The sequence below is a fragment of the Mycobacterium shunyiense genome, assembly GCF_058270075.1.
This window is the reverse complement of record NZ_JBZDPU010000018.1, coordinates 1-17,074: the sequence shown is the minus strand read 5'-3', so window position 1 is coordinate 17,074 and position 17,074 is coordinate 1. Positions and strand designations below refer to the sequence as shown.

18 protein-coding genes are annotated in these 17,074 nt (G+C 66.5%); 7 read left to right on the top strand and 11 right to left on the bottom strand.

The annotated features are described in order from the left end of the window. Nucleotides 1–392: 392 nt before the first annotated feature. From AC4ELH_RS23075 to AC4ELH_RS23065, 3 genes are all read right to left on the bottom strand, one after another. Nucleotides 393–569 (bottom strand): hypothetical protein, encoded by a 177-nt coding sequence (locus tag AC4ELH_RS23075; protein WP_498886921.1) that lies wholly within the window; start codon nucleotides 567–569, stop codon nucleotides 393–395. Nucleotides 570–1,368: 799 nt separating this feature from the next. Then, nucleotides 1,369–1,911, bottom strand: a complete 543-nt coding sequence (locus AC4ELH_RS23070) for an MBOE_33420 family protein (RefSeq protein ID WP_498886920.1) — start codon at nucleotides 1,909–1,911, stop codon at nucleotides 1,369–1,371. Beyond that, entirely contained in the window at nucleotides 1,892–2,038 is a 147-nt protein-coding gene (locus AC4ELH_RS23065) for a hypothetical protein (RefSeq protein ID WP_088304406.1), read from the bottom strand. Before AC4ELH_RS23065 ends, AC4ELH_RS23070 begins: the two co-directional genes overlap by 20 nt. Before the next feature lie 192 nt (nucleotides 2,039–2,230). On the opposite strand from AC4ELH_RS23065, the gene AC4ELH_RS23060 reads away from it, so the two are divergent. The 4 genes from AC4ELH_RS23060 (at nucleotide 2,231) to AC4ELH_RS23045 (ending at nucleotide 5,636) form a co-directional block, all read left to right on the top strand. Further along, nucleotides 2,231–2,512 carry a GlsB/YeaQ/YmgE family stress response membrane protein gene (locus AC4ELH_RS23060; protein ID WP_039380771.1) on the top strand — a complete coding sequence of 94 codons (282 nt, stop codon included), beginning with the start codon at nucleotides 2,231–2,233 and terminating at the stop codon, nucleotides 2,510–2,512. A 146-nt stretch (nucleotides 2,513–2,658) separates the two neighbouring features. Continuing rightward, a complete protein-coding gene (locus AC4ELH_RS23055; protein WP_498886917.1) occupies nucleotides 2,659–3,276 on the top strand; it encodes a maleylpyruvate isomerase family mycothiol-dependent enzyme in 618 nt (205 codons plus the stop codon). Nucleotides 3,277–3,575: 299 nt separating this feature from the next. Then, complete coding sequence (locus AC4ELH_RS23050; RefSeq protein ID WP_498886915.1) at nucleotides 3,576–4,757, top strand: serine hydrolase domain-containing protein; 1,182 nt, start codon at nucleotides 3,576–3,578, stop codon at nucleotides 4,755–4,757. 51 nt (nucleotides 4,758–4,808) lie between these two features. Next, nucleotides 4,809–5,636 (top strand): hypothetical protein, encoded by an 828-nt coding sequence (locus tag AC4ELH_RS23045; RefSeq protein WP_055115627.1) that lies wholly within the window; start codon nucleotides 4,809–4,811, stop codon nucleotides 5,634–5,636. A 24-nt stretch (nucleotides 5,637–5,660) separates the two neighbouring features. Here the strand turns inward: AC4ELH_RS23045 and AC4ELH_RS23040 are convergent, their stop codons facing one another. Genes AC4ELH_RS23040 through AC4ELH_RS23025 form a run of 4 tightly spaced genes read right to left on the bottom strand, consistent with a single transcriptional unit; the run spans nucleotide 5,661 to nucleotide 9,228 of the window. After that, the gene (locus tag AC4ELH_RS23040) at nucleotides 5,661–7,337 is read right to left on the bottom strand and encodes a cation:proton antiporter (protein WP_498886913.1); all 1,677 of its coding nucleotides are present in this window, start codon (nucleotides 7,335–7,337) and stop codon (nucleotides 5,661–5,663) included. Between the two features lie 37 nt (nucleotides 7,338–7,374). Beyond that, a complete protein-coding gene (locus AC4ELH_RS23035) occupies nucleotides 7,375–8,169 on the bottom strand; it encodes an Fpg/Nei family DNA glycosylase (RefSeq protein WP_498886911.1) in 795 nt (264 codons plus the stop codon). A gap of 3 nt (nucleotides 8,170–8,172) precedes the next feature. Next, nucleotides 8,173–8,652: a ribose-5-phosphate isomerase gene (locus AC4ELH_RS23030; protein ID WP_055115633.1), complete on the bottom strand. Its 480-nt coding sequence runs from the start codon at nucleotides 8,650–8,652 to the stop codon at nucleotides 8,173–8,175. Nucleotides 8,653–8,673: 21 nt separating this feature from the next. Next, a complete protein-coding gene (locus tag AC4ELH_RS23025) occupies nucleotides 8,674–9,228 on the bottom strand; it encodes a TetR/AcrR family transcriptional regulator (RefSeq protein ID WP_498886909.1) in 555 nt (184 codons plus the stop codon). A gap of 84 nt (nucleotides 9,229–9,312) precedes the next feature. On the opposite strand from AC4ELH_RS23025, the gene AC4ELH_RS23020 reads away from it, so the two are divergent. After that, complete coding sequence (locus AC4ELH_RS23020) at nucleotides 9,313–10,239, top strand: aldo/keto reductase (protein WP_064885547.1); 927 nt, start codon at nucleotides 9,313–9,315, stop codon at nucleotides 10,237–10,239. On the opposite strand, the gene AC4ELH_RS23015 is transcribed toward AC4ELH_RS23020, so the two are convergent. From AC4ELH_RS23015 to AC4ELH_RS23000, 4 genes are all read right to left on the bottom strand, one after another. Further along, nucleotides 10,192–11,151, bottom strand: a complete 960-nt coding sequence (locus AC4ELH_RS23015) for an isopenicillin N synthase family dioxygenase (protein WP_448449050.1) — start codon at nucleotides 11,149–11,151, stop codon at nucleotides 10,192–10,194. The two genes, AC4ELH_RS23020 and AC4ELH_RS23015, sit on opposite strands and share 48 nt — an antisense overlap. After that, nucleotides 11,148–11,588 carry a nucleoside deaminase gene (locus AC4ELH_RS23010; RefSeq protein ID WP_448449051.1) on the bottom strand — a complete coding sequence of 147 codons (441 nt, stop codon included), beginning with the start codon at nucleotides 11,586–11,588 and terminating at the stop codon, nucleotides 11,148–11,150. The genes AC4ELH_RS23015 and AC4ELH_RS23010 overlap by 4 nt, the downstream gene beginning before the upstream one ends. Beyond that, the gene (locus tag AC4ELH_RS23005; protein ID WP_448449052.1) at nucleotides 11,585–12,982 is read right to left on the bottom strand and encodes a purine-cytosine permease family protein; all 1,398 of its coding nucleotides are present in this window, start codon (nucleotides 12,980–12,982) and stop codon (nucleotides 11,585–11,587) included. The genes AC4ELH_RS23010 and AC4ELH_RS23005 overlap by 4 nt, the downstream gene beginning before the upstream one ends. Before the next feature lie 67 nt (nucleotides 12,983–13,049). Beyond that, a complete protein-coding gene (locus AC4ELH_RS23000; protein ID WP_064885539.1) occupies nucleotides 13,050–13,679 on the bottom strand; it encodes a mycothiol-dependent nitroreductase Rv2466c family protein in 630 nt (209 codons plus the stop codon). Nucleotides 13,680–13,960: 281 nt separating this feature from the next. Here AC4ELH_RS23000 and AC4ELH_RS22995 point away from each other — a divergent pair, with 281 nt between their 5' ends. Next, complete coding sequence (locus tag AC4ELH_RS22995) at nucleotides 13,961–14,365, top strand: DUF732 domain-containing protein (RefSeq protein WP_064885537.1); 405 nt, start codon at nucleotides 13,961–13,963, stop codon at nucleotides 14,363–14,365. Between the two features lie 38 nt (nucleotides 14,366–14,403). Then, entirely contained in the window at nucleotides 14,404–16,995 is a 2,592-nt protein-coding gene (gene pepN / locus AC4ELH_RS22990; RefSeq protein ID WP_498886905.1) for an aminopeptidase N, read from the top strand. The last annotated feature ends 79 nt before the right edge of the window (nucleotides 16,996–17,074 follow it).

Sequence of the window (17,074 nt, the reverse complement as noted above, 5' to 3'; positions counted from 1 at the left end):
CCAGCCGCGATGCACACGCGTGGGCACGCCGCCGCGCGTGCCATGACACCCCAGCCGGCAATACTGCAGTCGAGTCCTGCGTAGCGGCTGCAGTTCGATTCGCCCGCAGCACCGCAGGCCGATACATCGCCTTGTAAAAGGTCGCGTGTCGAACCGGCGCCGCCCAATCCAGTCGGAGCCGCGCGGCGGCCTCCCCCACCGTCACGTCCGCCAGGGCGGAAGCCTGTCGGTGAGACTTCCGGCTCGAGGACTCAGCAGTGGGGTTGGACTCCTCCGCCTGCAGGGTGCCGGGTTCAATTCCCGGCGATTGGCCCTGGACCCGCTGATTAAAAAGTCCGCAGGTCTGGGGGCTCTACGCTCTGCGGAGCCACCACGTGGGCCACCTGGCCAATTCAGCACTCACGTTTTTGGGGGCGTTCGCCCTCTTCTATTGGGTTGCCGCCGTCGACTGTCCCATTCAAAAACGCACGAAAGGTCCCCAGCCGCTCGTCCAGCAGCGCGTCGATCGGCGCGGTGGAGGGCGTTGCTCCCGTGCAGCTCAACTGGGCATCTTGCTCGTCTCCTTGCATTTTGCGCACCTAAACCGGATGGCGCCCGGGGCGACTAGCAGTTCCGCATTGCAAAGCGGACAACGGATTTTGCGCTTCTTGACCGAGGGCCCCGATGTTGACGGCGCTGACGCAGTCGTTGAGGGGTTTGCCTTGAAAGGAGCTGGCTTGATTGGGGACAGGTCAACGGGCTCTGGGTTCGCAGGCGTTGACGCGGAGTCCTCGATTGCTCTCATCACGAGCGCTGTAGCGACGCCCAACGGGCCCATGAACAAGAACGTGAGTACTAGTAGCCGGCCCGAATATCTACTCGGCCCAACGGCACTGGCCGCAATCGCGCAAAACACAAGAAGGACGATGAGCGGAACCAAAATGTCTTCGGGTTTCATCACCGCATAGTGTCAGCGATTGCAGACACATTGGGTCGTTTTCCCGCGCCAGTGCAGCGCGCTCGTCAAGCAGCGAGTCAGGCGGGGCGTGAACGGCAATGCGCCTTTGCTGGGCGATCCCCACACACTGTGCGAATGGGTGCGGTTCGGCGGTTACTCTCCGTGACACGCGCCGCGAGCCTTCCGCTCGCTAATCATTTGCCGGACGGGCTTGGCCGAGATCCGCCTCGAACTCTGGCTCTGGAACTAAGAGCCGCTGACCGTCGTATGCGAGGTTGGCCGGAATTTTGAAACCCATCACCTCAAGGCGAGCGATCGCCTTGTCGGGACCCTCGAGGCGCACCCCCGCACCTGTCGTCGGCATCTTCGTGAGGGAACTGGTACATGCCTCGTTGAGGTGCACGTAACCCACCAAATCGCCGTTGAAACGATCATCGCGCCGGACCAGGCGGCGGGTCGATCGGTGTCAGCGCTATCGGCACCGTATGGGTGCCTGGTCCCTCAGCTGGGCAACCGGACCCCTCGGTGATGAGGGTGCGTTCTCCGAAGAAACTGCCATCCGGGTTCGGGATCCAGTAATCCGAGCGCCGGGCCTGCACTGCGCTGCTCGGGTCACTGCGATCGCAGAAGTAGGGATACTCGCCGCTGGTCTCCCAACGATTGCTGTTCCAGCGGTAGTCATATGCCACGGGGGCACCTGGGTTGCGGGCGTGATCGTCCGAATTATCCATGCGCGCAACGCATCCGTTCGCGTCGCAATTGGTGGTGAATTCGACCGGCACGGTTATCGGGTTCATCGGTGTCGGCATACCGTTGAACGTCTGCTTCGAGAAGTCGATGAACAGGTTGTAGTGCCCGTACAGCGGCGGCGGTTCGACTCGATCCGCATGAGCAACCGGAAACCCAATCGATACGGCCCCAGCGAACACGCCGACGAGGGCGAACCTCCCGGCGCTAGTCGTCTTTGTCGTCATCACGGTGCGCAGCCTCGATCACTTCGGGTGGCACGGGCTTGGCGAGCCAGGCACGAATCCGCAGCAACCCACCGGCGACGGCCCCGATGGCGAACACCGCGGCAAGTACCCAGAGCGCAACGGACACGAAGCCGATTATTGCGCGGTCATAGCGGTCTACGTGCGGTTTCGAGCCCGACGGGGCCGAGCGGTTTACCGACGAGTAGGCGGCTGCTGGGTATCGACTGCATCTCGGCACGGGCGGCCAGCCCAAATTCGGAGGACAGTGGTGTACATCACACCGACGAAAAGCAAGTCGGCTTGAACGAAAGGCAGCGAGATGATCGGAGCAATTATCAGCGCAATCGTCGTCGGCGCGATTATCGGCGTTCTTGCGCGACTCATCATGCCCGGTAGGCAGAACTTGAGCACACTCATGACCGTTTTGCTCGGGATCGCCGGAGCCCTGCTCGGCTCCTGGATCACTTCGGCCTTCGGATACAGCAACGCGAACGGCGGGTTCCAGATCATCCCGTTCGTCGTTGGCGTCGTGGTGGCGATCGTGCTGATCGCGGTCTACACCGGCCTTTCGGGCCGACGTGGCACACCCGTCGGTCACTGAAGCAGGGAACCTGGGCTCCGCCGATCGTGTCCCTCGGTCGGCGGAGCCGCCTTTTGCGTCAAGGGCACCTGGCGCGAGACTAGTTCACCCCGGCACCTGTTTAGATCTTGTTGACTCACTCGGGTTTACGAGCGACGGGGACGCGAATGAACTACCGGGCGCTGGCCTGTCGGGAACGTGAGGCATTCGCCGATCTGCTCAGAGGTTTGGCCCCGCACGAATGGAAAGCTCCGACGTTGTGCGCAGGCTGGACTGTCCGCGATGTCGCCGCCCACACCATCGCCTACCTCGGGCAGACCCGACTGGGACTCACCGCCGCGATGCTGGCCGCGCGAGGTCAGGTGGACCGGATCAACGATCGCGCGCTGCGGGCCGGGGCGGGGCTCGGCCCTGACGAACTCTGCACCCTGATGCGGGCCGGCGTGGATCCTTCTGGCGCGGGCGCACTTTACGGCTGCCGGGTGGCGCTCATCGAGTGCCTGGTCCACCAGCAGGACATCCGGCGCCCGCTCGGACGGCCGCGCACCATCCCAGCCGACGTGCTGCTGGCATCCCTGACGTTTGCCCGTCACAGCCCGGTCATCGGCGGGGCCCGGCGCACCCGCGGTCTGCGGCTGATCGCCACCGACGTCGACTGGTCGGCCGGCCGCGGGACCGAGATCCACGGACCAGGCGAGGCCCTGCTGCTTTCCATGACGGGCAGGATCGGTGCGGTCGCTGCCGAGTTACAAGGTCCGGGCCTGGTGCACCTGCGCGCACGGTGACACACACTCAGATGACACCCAGCCAGCACTTCCCGTCGTCGATTTCCACCTGAGGGTCGTCACCAGCACAATCTGCGACCCTGAGGTAGAAATCGGCGCGCAGCGGTCGGCAAGCGGCGAGAACCATCACGGCCCCGTCTCGAACGGCTTGCGATCTGTGCCACGGGGGTGCTTTGCGGTTGCCATCCACCTACCGTGAGTAACAGGTGCGGACCGTCGACCGATCTTGAAGATGGCAGCGCAAGCAGACAACTACGCGCACCGCTGCCGTAAAGCCACCGCACTTGTGCAGGAGACGAATGCCCGCTACGACCCTGATCGCAGGCACCTGCGCACCGGAATTCGCCCGGGTGCGCGATGCCTTCGCGGACAACTTCGCCCACCACAATGAGGTCGGCGCGGCTGTCGCGGTCTGGGTTGAGGGCGATCTGGTGGTCAACCTGTGGGGCGGATCGGCCGATGCTGTAGGCAGCCGACCCTGGCAGCAGGACACCCTGGTCAGTGTGTACTCGGGATCCAAGGGGTTGTTGAGCACCTGCATCCACCTGTTGGCCGACCGCGGTGAGATCGATCTGGATGCACCGGTCGCCCGGTACTGGCCCGAGTTCGGCCAGGCCGGAAAGCAGAACATCACCGTCGCGATGGTGCTCGGCCATCGCTCGGGTGTGATCGGTCCGCGCGAACCGATGGACTGGCGGCAGGTGACCGACTGGGACGCGGTGTGCGCCCGGATCGCAGCCGCGACTCCGTGGTGGCCGCCGGGCAGCGCGCAGGGCTATCAGGTGGTGACGTTCGGGTTCATCCTCGGCGAGGTGGTGCGCCGGGTCACCGGCCGCACCATCGGTCAATACCTGCGCACCGAGGTCGCCGAACCGTTGGGCGCCGATATCCACATCGGACTGCCGGCCTGGCAGCATCACCGGTGCGCAGAGATGGTGAACAAGCCGTCGGTACGAAGCCTGCTGGCCGACAACCACGTCGACGGACCGCCGGAATCGCTTGCCGACCATCCGATGGCCGGCTGGGCGGTGTCGATGGACTTTGTGCCTGATGACGAACTGGGCGTGCAGGCCCTGGACGCCTGGCGCGCCGCGGAGTTCCCGAGCACCAACGCACACGTCTCTGCTCTGGGCATGGCGACCGTCTACAACGCACTGGCCCAGGAGAAGCTGCTCACCCGGGAGCACATGGAGCGCTGCCGCGTCTCGCAAGGCGGTTTCGACGCCGACGTGGTGTTGGGTGCGCGGGTCGCCGACCATGGCTGGGGTCTGGGCTACATGCTCAACCAGCGCGGGGTGGCCGGACCCAACACCGGCATCTTCGGGCACGGTGGGTCGGGGGGTTCGTTCGCCTTCGTCGACCTGGAGCACCGGATCGGATACGCGTACGTGATGAACTATTTCGACGCCACCAAGTGCAATGCCGACCCTCGTACGGTCGCCCTGTCGAACGAGGTTTACTCCGCTCTCGGCGTAATTTGAGTTCCCTTCGAGAACCCGGAAGCACTGGTTCACGTCGGTACGCTGGACGCCATGAACAGCGTTTTGCTGGTACTCATCGTCCTGGTCATCGCTGCGATCGCGTTCGCTGTCTACAGCTCGTCGCAGGCCAACGGTCGCCGCTCCGCGGAGTCACTGGCCGACGCCAAGGCTGACGCCCGCCGGCTGATCGAGCGTCTCGGCGGGCAGGTGCTCAACCTGACCGGCTCCGACGACGCGTCCAAGCAGGCGCTGGCCGACGCCTCCGAGCGCTACACCGCGGCGTCCTCCCAGATCGATCAGGCCACCACTGCCAAACAGGCCGCGCTGGCCAAGGAGAGCGCCATCGAGGGGCTCTACTACGTGCGCGCGGCTCGCACCGCGATGGGCATGGATCCGGGTCCGGAGCTGGAGTCGTTGACCGGGCAGCGCGCGGCCGGCGAGGTCACCGAGGACCGCCGGGTCAACTTCGAGGGTCGTGAGATCGAGGCCTCCCCCACCCCGTCGCAGCGCACCCCGAACTACTACCCGGGCGGCCGGGTGGCCGGACGCCCGGTGCCCGCCGGCTGGTACTCCGAGCCGTGGTGGAAGCCGGCGCTGGTGGCCGGCGCCTGGGGCCTGGGCTCGGTCCTGCTGTTCGACGCGATGTTCTCGGGTATGCACGGAGTCGGCTACGGCGCCCAGGGATTCGAAAATGGTTACGGTGACGGCTATTCCGATGGTTTCGCGGCCGGCCAGGACGGTGGCGGCTTCGACGGTGGCGACACCGGCGGAGCCGACGGCGGCGGTGACTGGGGCGGCACCGATGCCAGCGGCTGGGACAGCGGCGGTTTCGACGGTGGCGGCTTCGGCGACTTCGGTGGAGACTTCGGGGGCTTCTGACCCGTCCGCCGAGCAGAATCTCTTTTAGAGACGGCTCTCCAGACGTGCCGACACACCGGCCTCCTGCAGATCCAGACGCTCCAGCATGGCCCGCACCGCTTCGTCTTCGATCCGGCCCTCGTCGCGCTCGGTGATGAGCGCCCCGCGTTGCGCCGCAAGCACATCCCGGTAGAGGCCCGAGAACACCGCGGCCCGTTTGGTGAGCGCCTCGGGGTCCGGCATCTCGTCGGCGTCTTGTGAATGCCGGGCGATCACCGCGCGAATCTCGGTCACCAGATGGGGATCCAATCCATCCGGCGGGTCTGCCTCGAAAGCGTCGAGCACCTCGTCGGCCGCATCGTGCACCACCCGTTCGGCCTTGATTTCCTCTTCCCGGTCGGCGGCATGGTCGTCACAGAACCGGGACAGGTTCAGCCGGCGGATCAACAGTGGCAGGGTCCAGCCCTGGATCAGCAGGGTGCCCACACTCACCACGAATGCGATCGCCTGGATGGTGGCGCGTTCCGGAAACGGTTCGCCGCTGGCGGTGGTGGCCGGGATCGCCGCAGCCGCAGCCAATGTGACCACGCCGCGCATCCCGGTCCAGGACACCACGAGGTTCTCCCGCCAACTCAGCGAGCGGCGGTCGATCATCCTGCGCCAGCGCGCCTTGGGCTTTCGTCTGCGCAGACCAACGGAGCCGTCGGGAACGGCCGTGCTGAACTTGCTTTCGACGTGCCGGGACAGCTTGTTGCGGCCGAACATCAGGAAGACCGACAGCGGCCGGATGAACAGCACGATCACCAACACGATGATCGAGGCGATCGCCACCTCGGCCAGCGACTCGTGGGCCTCGTTCAGGTGTTCCAGGACGAACCGCAGATGCAGCCCGATGTAGGCGAACACGAACGCCTCGAGCAGCACGTCCAACGAGTTCCAGACGTACCGCTCCTGCAGCCGGGTCTGGTACCCCGCGCCCATCGCACCGTTGCCGACGACGAAGCCGGCGACCACCACCGCCAGCACCCCGGAGGCGTGCAGTTCCTCGGCGGTGATGAACGCCGCGAACGGGACCACCAGGCCCTGCACGGTTTCCAGGCCCGGATTGTCCAGATGCTTGCGGATCCACAGCGTCAGATATCCGAGCAGGGCCCCGACCAGCGGACCGATGGTGGCGCTGTAACCGAACAGCAGGAACGGGTTCTCGATGAAGGTGTGGCTGCCTGCCACCTGGGCCACTGCGATGGAGAACAGGGTCAGCGCGGCCGCGTCGTTGATCAGGCTCTCACCGGTGAGGATCGCCATCACCCGTTTGGGCAGACCGAGCTTGCGCCCGACCGCGACGGCGGTCACCGCGTCGGGCGGCGCGACGATCGCACCGAGCACCAACGCGAGCCCGAAGGTCAACGGCACCAACACCAGCCAGGACGACACCGCTGCGACGGCGAAGGCCGTCACCACGACGAGCCCGACACCGAGGCCAAGGATCGGGCGGATGTTGCGGAAGAACGTCGGGAACGAGAAGTCCAATGCCGCTGAATACAGCAGCGGTGGCAACACCACCGTCAGCAGAATGTGGGAATCGAGTTCGGGAGGTTCGAAGCCGGGAAGGAACGAGACCAGGCTGCCGATGACAACGATGATCAGGGCGGGTTCCTGGCCACGCCGATGCGCGGCTGCGGTGACGAGAATGGCTCCGACGACGACGAGGATCAATTCCACCCGGAGATTGTCCCGTGCCGGTGACGCCGGCGCGCACTCACACCTGGCAGTCGGGGCACCAGAACAGGTTGCGGGCCTCCAGTTCTGCGGTGCGCACCGCTCCGCCACACACCCGGCACGCCTCCCCTGCCCGGCGATACACATAGGTGCGGGGCCGGCCAGGACCGTAGGACGGTGCCCCGTGATCGTGCTCGGGGCGGACGACGACGATCTTGCCCCGCCGTACACCGACCTTCATCAGCTCGACGAGATCGGTCCACATGTCGATGAATTCGGTCTGGCCCAGGTGCGTACCCGGCCGGTACGGGTCGATGTGATGACGGAACAGCAGCTCGCTGCGGTATACGTTTCCGACGCCGGCGATCACGGACTGGTCCATCAACAACGCACCAATTGACCTGCGCGACTTGCTGATCCGGGTCCAGGCCAACGAAGGGTCGGCGTCTTTGCGCAGCGGGTCGGGACCGAGCCGCGCGACCACGTCGGCGATCTCGGGCTCGGCGATCACCTCACACACCGTGGGGCCACGCAGATCGGTGCCGTACTCGGTGCCGACGATCCGCATCCGGACCTGGCCGACCGGCAGTCCCAGCGGAATCGGTGCCTCGGTGAAGGTCCCGTACAGACCGAGATGGATGTGCACGACGTGTCCGCCGGCGTAGTGGTGGAACAGGTGCTTGCCCCAGGCGTCGGCCTGTTTGAACACCTGGCCGTTGACCGCGGCCGCACCGTCGGTGAAGCGGCCCTGCGGGCTGGACACCACCACCGGCGCCCGGCCGAACCGCTTCTGGTGCAGCCGGGCCAACCGGTGCAGGGTGTGCCCTTCGGGCATGGGTCAGGCAGGCGCGCCGGGAACCGGCGGGGCCACGTGGTCCTTCTCGTACTCGGCCAGGATGTCGATGCGGCGCTGGTGGCGCTCGGCTTCCGACCACGGCGTCGACAGGAACGCGTCGACGATGGCCAACGCCTCCTCCTCGCTGTGCATGCGGCCGCCCAGGCCCATCAGCTGGGCGTTGTTGTGCTCGCGGGCCAGCTTGGCGGTCTCGACGCTCCAGGCCAGGGCACAGCGGGCACCGGGCACCTTGTTCGCGGCGATCTGCTCGCCGTTGCCCGAGCCGCCGAGCACGATGCCCAGGCTGCCCGGATCGGCGACTGTCTTGACCGCGGCGTCAATGCAGAACGCCGGGTAGTCGTCGTCGGCGTCGTAGGTGTAGGCACCGCAGTCGATCGGCTCGTGGCCGGTCTTCTTGAGGTGCTCGATAATGGTCTGCTTGAACTCGAATCCGGCATGGTCGGCACCGATGTAGACGCGCATGTCGGTAACCCTAACTGGTCATCACCCCTTCACAGCACCAGCTCGGATACCTGCCAGGAGCAGATCGAGCATTCGCTGCGCCTGCTCGGCCGAGCCGCCGGCCAGGAAGATTCCGAGCAGGCTGGCCACTACGTCCTCGGCCCGCACATCAGCGTTCAGGCTGCCATCGGCGACACCGGCATCGAGCAGGGTCTGGACGGCACCGGTCACGCTCGCCTTGGTGTCGCGGTGGTCGACCGCGCCGGATTCGAAGATGGTGCGTAGCGATTCGGCCATGCCCTTCTTGGCGGCCACGAACGTCGCGTAGCGGTCCATCCACCGGCGCAGCGCCACCGGCGGTGGGTACCGGCTGGGCAGGTCCGCCGCGGACGCGGAGACCTCGGCCAGTTCGGCGCGGTAGACGGCCTCGATGAGGGCCTCGCGGCTGGGGAAGTGACGGTAGAGCGTCCCGATGCCGACACCGGCCTCCCGGGCGATGGCCTCCAGCGAGACAGGACCGTCCGACGTGGCGAACGCTGCCGCGGCGGCCGCAAGCAGGCGTTCCCTGTTGCGTCGCGCGTCGGCCCGTTCAGCCATAGCGGAGGACCCTCCGTTTTGTTAGCGTGGTGAAACGGAGGTCCCTCCGCATCGCTTTCGAGTATGACATCCCAGGAGCGCACCATGACCACATCGCATCCCGGCGGCACCGGCACCATCGGCGGACACAGCGTGGCTCGGATCGGCTACGGCGCCATGGGTCTCGGACGCGAGCTCCCCCACGACGACGCGACTGCCGTGTTGCACCGCGCCGTCGAGCTCGGCGTCAACCACATCGACACCGCATCGTTCTACGACGACGGCGTGGTGAACCGGCGCATCCGGGACGCGCTCGCCCCGTACCGGGACGATCTGCTCATCGTCAGCAAGGTCGGGGCCCGGCCCGCCACCGGACCGATACCTCTCGCACTGGCCCAGCACCCCGCGGACCTGCGCCGCGCCGTCGAACTGGACCTGGCCGGCCTCGGGCTGGATCAGATTCCGGTCGTGAACCTGCGGCGCGCCGACATCGGCCCCGGGTTGGTCGCCGAGGGCGAGCAGATCGTCGATCTGGACGATCAGTTGGCCGAGATGATCGCGCTGCGCGACGAAGGCAAGATCGGGGCGATCGGGATCAGCAACGTCGGCCTGGAGACCCTGCGCCGTGCGCTGCCCGCCGGGATCGTGTGCGTGCAGAATGCCTACAGCCTGCTCAACCGCAGCCATGAGGACGAACTGGCACTGTGCAATGAACAGGGCATCGCCTGGGTGCCGTTCTTTCCCCTCGGCTCGGCGTTCCCGGGCTTTCCGAAGGTCGCCGAAAACGCTGTGGTGCAACGGATCGCCGCGGACCTCGGCGTCAGCGGCGCACAGATCGGGCTGGCCTGGTTACTCGCGCACGCGCCCAACACCCTGCTCATCGCCGGGACCACGTCGGTCGCCCACCTCGAGGAGAACCTGGCGGCAGGCGACCTCGTGCTCAACGAGCAACAACTCGCCGATCTCGATGCCGCCCACACAGAGCTACCCCAGGGTGATGGCGTCCAGGCGTTCCTTGATGAAGGACGCTGACGTCACCGGCTCCAGACCCGAGACCGTGCCGATCGGCGGCTCCAGCGGAGTGACGAGCGCGTCGTGGTTGGCCTCGTAGAAGTAGATCAGCGAGACCAGGTCCTCCTCGGGGGCGTGCGGCTGGGGCGGCAACACGCGGTGCCGGCCCGACGGCCACCGGCGCCCGCTCCAATACTCCAGCAGGTCACCGATGTTGACCGTGAGCGATCCCGGCTCCCACGGAGCGTCCTCCCACCCCTCCTGCTCGGAGTACACCTGCAGCCCGCCGGCACCGGGCTCGCGGTCCAGGATCGTGACGGTGCCGAAGTCGGTGTGCGGCCCGATCCGGAACTGTCCGGGCTCGGGCTCTCCCACCACGCTGACCGGCGGATAGTGGTTGATGTTCATCGTCCACGTCGGCCGGTCCGCAAGTGCGACAAAGGGATTGACCGTCAGTCCGAGGGCGTGGGCGAACAACGCCAACAGTTCGTCGGAGACCTTGCGCATCGCAGCGGTGTACTCGTCGACCAATGCCTGCAACGCGGGCACCTCGGCCGGCCACACGTTGGGGGCGAACCAGATCCGGTCCACCTCGGGGTCCCCGGTCGCGGTCTCGGCACCCAGGCTGTAACTCTCCTTGAGATCGGGCGGGGTCTCGGTGCCCTCGGCGTAGCCGTTGGCCTCGGCCCCGGGTCCGATCCAGCCGTGCCCGCCGACCGGTACCGAGTAGCGCTGTTTGACCCCGTCGGGCAAGGCGAAGAACTCGCGGCTGGCCGCACGCACCTTGCTCGCCAGGTCGGTGTCGACGCCGTGTCCGGTGACCACGATGAACCCGGCGCGCTGCAGGCCGGCGTCGACCTCGGCGGCCACCGCGTCGGCCTCGACCCCACCGGCGTACCAGCGAGACATGTCCACAGTTGCGATGGCGCTCATTCGCCGATGTCCTCCGCCCACAGATCCGGCCGCTCGGCGATGAAGTCCTCCATCATCGCCACGCAGCGTTCGTCATCGAGCAGGGTGACAGCGACGCCGTGCTCGGCCAGCCAGTCGTGCCCACCGGTGAAGGTCCGGCTCTCTCCGATCACCAGGGCGCCGATGTTGAACTGACGGACCAGCCCGCTGCAGTACCAGCACGGCGAGAGGGTGGTCACCATGATGGTGGACCGGTAGCCGCGCTGGCGCCCAGCGGCCCGGAAGGCGTCGGTCTCGGCATGGATCGACGGATCGTCGTTCTGCACGCGCCGGTTGTGCCCGGCGCCCAGCAGTGTTCCGTCCGAGCTGAACAGCGCCGCGCCGATCGGAATGCCGCCCTCGGCCAACCCTTTTCGCGCCTCGTCGACAGCGACGTCGAGCATCTGCTCGGGGGTCATGCCGCCACCTTCCGTTCCGCGGTGAGCTGGGATCGGCACAACAGCAGATAACTTGCCCCGGCGATGAGGAAGCCGACGAAGAACGTGATGTCACCCAACTGCGGAACCTCCCGCGCGATGTAGCCGACGAACTTCGTCTGGTTGCAGAACAGCGTCACCGAGACCACCAGGCCGAGCAGGAACGACGCCAGGCCGGGCCAGTTGGTGTAGGACCGGTCGTAGAGGAAGTGCGCCACGGGCTGATCGCCGCGCAGGTACTCGTCGGCGAACATCACGCCCAGCCAAGGTCCGATCCAGTAGGCGATGATCAACAGGAACGCCTCGTAGCTCGCCGCCGCGTCGGCCAGCGCCCACCAGGCGATGAGAAATCCGACGATCCCGAAGAAAGCGGTCGCCAGGGCCCGCGCGATGTGATGCGGCAGCTTGATCCCGATGGTCACGAAAGCCATTGCGCCCGAATAGATGTTGATTGCATTGGCGGCAATCGCCCCGATCGCGATGGCCAGCAGGGTCAGACTGGCCAGCCACGGCGCCAGCTCCGCGGTGAACGCGGAGGTGGGGTTGTCCGAGACGGCGGGACCGATGGTCACCGACGCGGCACCGACCGTCTGCAACAGCATGCAGGATACGAACAGCCCTGCGGCGGCGAAGAATCCGGTGCGTGGGCCGGCCTCGGACCGTGGGAGGTAGCGGGTGTAGTCAGCGGCATACGGCGCCCACCCCGCGACGTAGCCGAACGCGGTGCCCACGGTGAGCAGGAAGCCGCCCGTGCCTCCGACACCGCCCGTGACCGCCGGGGCGCCCAGGTTCGCCTTGCTCAGTATCACCACCGAGGTGATGGCGAAGATGACGGCGAGTACCGGGAACGCCCAGCGTTCGAAGGCCTGCACCAGGTTGTGCCCGAACACCGCCAGCGCGGTCTGCACCACGACGACGAGCACCAGGGCCAGCACCGGTGCGATGCCGAACAACGTGGACAACGCGAATGCCCCACTGACGCTGTTGGTGGCGAACCATCCGATGCCCGCGGTCACCGTCATCAGCAGCGAGGGCACGGCGTTGCCCCGGAAGCCAAACGCCAGCCGGCCCAGCACCATCTGCGGAACACCGTGCAGCGGCCCGCGTTTGGACAGGAAGTAATGCGCAAGCGCGCCGAGTCCGGTGCCGAGCCCCAGGCCGGCCACCGCTTGCCAGAACGTCATGCCGTAGACGGAGACCGCCAGCACACCCAGGAAGATGGTGGCGAACTCCAGGTTCGGCGACGTCCAGGTCCAGAACAACTGGCTGGGTTTTCCGTGCCGGTCGGCGTCGGCGATGTGCTCGTTGCCGCCCGGTTCCACGGCGGCGATTCGGTCCCGGTACGAGCCGTCGGTGCTGGGCTCAGCCGCTGTCATCCGTACACCGTGGCGTGAGCCACGGTGTCACGCAACCGGAATCGCGATTTTGGGTGAAGTTCACCCGTCACTCGAACTGCGGCGCCTCGGTACGCGACCGCTTGAGCTCCCAGAAATGGGGGTATGACGCGAACGTCACCGACGCGTCCCAGAGTTTGCCGGCCTCTTCGCCGCGCGGGATCTTGGACAGCACCGGGCCGAAGAACGCGACGCCGTTGACGTGGATGGTCGGGGTGCCGACGTCCTCACCGACGGCGTCCATGCCGGCGTGGTGGCTCTTGCGCAACGCCTCGTCGTACTTGTCGGTGTCGGCTGCCTCGGCCAGTTCGGCGGGCAGGCCGACTTCCTCGAGTGCCTGCGCGATGACGGTGTCGAGGTCCTTGTTGTCCTGGTTGTGGATCCGGAAGCCCATCGCGGTGTAGAGCGGGCCGAGGATCTCCGGGCCCTTGAGCTGCTCGGCGGCGATGGCGACCCGGACGGGGCCCCACGCCTTCTTCATCAGTTCCTGATAGTTCTCGGGCAGGTCGCGGCCTTCGTTGAGCACCGCGAGGCTCATGACGTGGAATTGCACGTCGATATCGCGGACCTTCTCGACTTCGAGGATCCAGCGCGAGGTGATCCAGCACCACGGGCACAGCGGGTCGAACCAAAACCCGGCGGTGTCTTTCTGGCCTGCGTTCTGATCTTGGGGAGCCATCTAGGTGTTCCTCTCGATGTGGTTCAAGGCACAACTGCGTTCAACACAACTGTGCACCCGTATCGAGATGTTCCCGACGCGAGTAACTATCCGGAGATCGATTACGACAAGCTTGGTGGCACGCATGCCGACATGCATGCTGGAATCACGGCAGCGGCACAGGAAACGCATAGTGCGCGAACCTTTATGGAAACGTGTTGTTCCTGTGACCCTGGTAAACCACTGTTGCCCAAGTGAGCAGAGCGATCTAGGAGTTCTGCGTGATAGCTGAGGAGCTCAATATGGCCGCTCGCGCCCTCCTGACCGCCGTAGGTGTCGTTTCCGTCGCCCTCGCGTTGGCCGTCCCGGCACAGGCCGATCCGGCCCCGGTCCCCGATCCGACGACCGACACCTCGTTCCTGAACGCCCTGAACGACGCCGGGGTGGGCTACGGCGATCCCGGCGCAGCCGTCCAGATGGGGCAGGAGGTCTGTCCGATGCTGGTCGAGCCCGGCAAGGACTTCGCGTCGGTGGCCTCCCAGATGCGCGGCGACGGCGGCATGTCGCCCCAGATGGCGTCGTTCTTCACCGGCATCGCCATCCAGATGTACTGCCCGCAGATGATGTCGTCGATCGGCGACGGCTCGATCCTGAACAACCTCGGCGCGCTCAACGGACTCGCCGGGATCGCCGGCTTCCCCCAGTAGGCCGACTCCAGCCGGCGTCCAGCCACTAGGTTGGACGCGTGGCACTTCCGAATCTCACCCGCGATCAGGCCGTAGAGCGCGCAGCTCTGGTGACCGTCGACAACTACCACGTCGTCCTCGACCTCACCGACGGCAACGGCCAACCCGGCGAACGCACCTTCCGGTCCACCACCACCGTGAAGTTCGATGCCCTCGCCGGCGCCGACACCTTCATCGATCTGGCGGCCGATACCGTCCACAGCGCGACGCTCAACGGCGTCGCGCTCGATGTGTCGGGCTACGACGAATCAACCGGTATCGCGCTCACCGGGCTGGCCGCGCACAACGTCCTGGTGGTCGACGCCGACTGCCTGTACTCCAACACCGGTGAAGGCCTGCACCGGTTCGTCGACCCTGTCGACAACGAGGTCTACCTGTATTCGCAGTTCGAGACCGCCGACGCCAAGCGGATGTTTGCCTGCTTCGACCAGCCCGACCTGAAGGCCACGTTCGACGTTCAGGTCACCGCGCCGTCGCACTGGCAGGTGATCTCCAATGGCGCCACCACCTCCGCCGAGCCCAATGGCTCGGGCTCTGTGCACACCTTCGCCACCACCCCGAAGATGAGCACGTATCTGGCGGCGCTCATCGCCGGGCCGTACGCGGTGTGGCGCGACTCGTACTCCGACGAGCACGGCGAGATCCCGCTGGGCATCTTCTGCCGGGCCTCACTGGCCGAGTTCATGGATGCCGAGCGGCTTTTCACCGAGACCAAGCAGGGCTTCGGTTTCTACCACGCCAACTTCGGCACGCCGTACGCCTTCGGCAAGTACGACCAGCTGTTCGTGCCCGAGTTCAATGCGGGGGCCATGGAGAACGCCGGCGCGGTGACGTTCCTGGAGGACTACGTCTTCCGGTCGAAGGTCACCCGGGCCTCCTACGAGCGGCGCGCCGAGACCGTGCTGCACGAGATGGCACACATGTGGTTCGGCGATCTGGTCACCATGCAGTGGTGGGATGACCTGTGGCTCAACGAGTCCTTTGCGACGTTCGCGTCGGTGCTGTGCCAGGCCGAGGCCACCGAATACGACACCGCCTGGACCACCTTCGCCAACGTCGAGAAGTCGTGGGCCTACCGCCAGGACCAGCTGCCTTCGACCCACCCGGTCGCCGCCGACATCCCTGATCTGGCCGCCGTGGAGGTCAACTTCGACGGCATCACGTACGCCAAGGGCGCCTCGGTGCTCAAGCAGCTGGTGGCCTACGTCGGGCTCGAGCAGTTCCTGGCCGGATTGCGCGACTACTTCCGCGACCACGCCTTCGCCAACGCCACGTTCGGCGACCTGCTGGGCGCTCTCGAGAAGTCCTCGGGCCGTGATCTGTCCGGCTGGGGCCAACAGTGGCTCAAGACAACGGGTTTGAACACGCTGCGGGCGGACTTCGACGTGGACGATTCGGGTGCGTTCACCCGGTTCGCCGTCGCGCAGTCCGGGGCCGCCCCGGGCGCCGGGGAGACCCGCGTGCACCGGCTGGCCGTCGGTATCTATGACGACGACCCGGCCGGCTCAGGCAAGCTCGTGAGGGTACACCGCGAGGAGCTCGACGTCGAAGGACCGATCACGGAAGTTCCTGCCCTGGTAGGCATTTCGCGGGGAAAGCTGATCCTCGTCAACGACGATGACCTGACCTACTGCTCGCTGCGGCTGGATCCGGCGTCACTGTCGACCGTGGTGTCACGGATCGCCGACATCGCCGATCCTCTCCCCCGGACGCTGGCCTGGTCGGCAGCCTGGGAGATGACCCGCGAAGCCGAGATGAAAGCCCGCGACTTCGTCGCGCTGGTGATGAGCGGCATCCACGCCGAAACCGAGGTCGGCGTCGCGCAGCGGCTGCTGATGCAGGCGCAGACCGCGCTGAGTTCCTACGCCGATCCGGGCTGGGCCACCGAAATCGGCTGGCCTGCGTTCGGCGATGCTCTGCTCGACCGGGCGCGCGAGTCCGCTCCCGGTTCTGATCACCAGCTCGCTTTCGTGAACGCGCTGTGCACCTCGGTGCTGTCGCCCAACCACGTCGCCGTGCTGTCGACTCTGCTCGACAACGAACCCGCTGCGGTGAACATGGCCGGCCTGGTGATCGACACCGATCTGCGCTGGCGGATCGTCACGGCGCTGGCCCGCAACGGGCAGATCGACGCCGACGGCCCCGACACGCCGTTCATCGAGGCCGAGGCCGAGGCCGACCCGACCGCGGCCGGCAAGCGGCACGCTGCTGCGGCCTCGGCCGCTCGCCCGCAGGACGAGGTGAAGTCCGCGGCGTGGGAGCAGGTCATCGAGGACGACACGATCGCCAACATCACCACCCGCGCGATCGTCGGCGGCTTCGTGCAGCCCGGCCAGTCCGAGTTGCTGGCGCCGTTCACCACCCGCTACTTCGCCGCGATCTCCGGGGTCTGGGAGCGGCGGTCGAGCGAGGTCGCGCAGACCGTGGTGATCGGTCTGTATCCGTCGTGGGACATCAGCCAGAACGGGCTCGACGCGGCGGACGCGTTCCTGTCCGATCCAGAGGTGCCGCCCGCGCTGCGCCGTCTGGTGATCGAGGGACGCGCCGGTGTGGAGCGCTCACTGCGCGCCCGCGCCTTCGACGTCAGCTAGTTCCCCCAACCTGCACCGCGAGCATTGCTCCTATGTCAAGCGGCGGCGGGTTGGGGGTCGTTGAGGCGTGCTTGTTCGT